Annotated in this window: 1 protein-coding gene; it reads right to left on the bottom strand. The window is 76.8% G+C overall.

All coding sequences use genetic code 11. The features are described 5' to 3' along the window. Window positions 1–336 (bottom strand): CurL C-terminal domain-containing protein (locus C7C46_RS32465; RefSeq protein WP_281278604.1); only part of this gene is annotated, 336 nt, incomplete at both ends.

The following is a 336-nucleotide window of genomic DNA, read 5'->3' as shown; positions in this document are numbered from 1 at the left end:
AAACAGGAACGCCGCCCCCCCGCCAGCCCGAGCCCAGCTCGCACCCCGCCCCTCGGCCACCGCCGCCAGCGCGGCCAACAGTTCCTTCCCGCTCTCCCCCGCCACAGCCGCGCGGTGCTCGAAGGACGCCCGTGCGGTGGCCAGCGAGTACGCCACGTCCAGCGGGGCGAACCCGGTGCCGGTGAGCCGGTCCAGCAGGCGGGCCGCCTGGGCCCGCAGCGCCTCGGGGGTGCGGGCAGAGAGCACCCATGGGGCGGGTGCCGCCGCATCAGTACGGGCCGGCTCTGCCGCCGCCGGGGCCTGCTCCAGGATCACGTGCGCGTTGGTGCCGCTGAT

It is taken from the genome of Streptomyces tateyamensis (genome assembly GCF_003205575.1).
GTDB lineage: Bacteria > Actinomycetota > Actinomycetes > Streptomycetales > Streptomycetaceae > Kitasatospora > Kitasatospora tateyamensis.
Note: the sequence above shows the minus strand (reverse complement) of the source record. Positions and strands in the feature narration are given on the sequence as shown.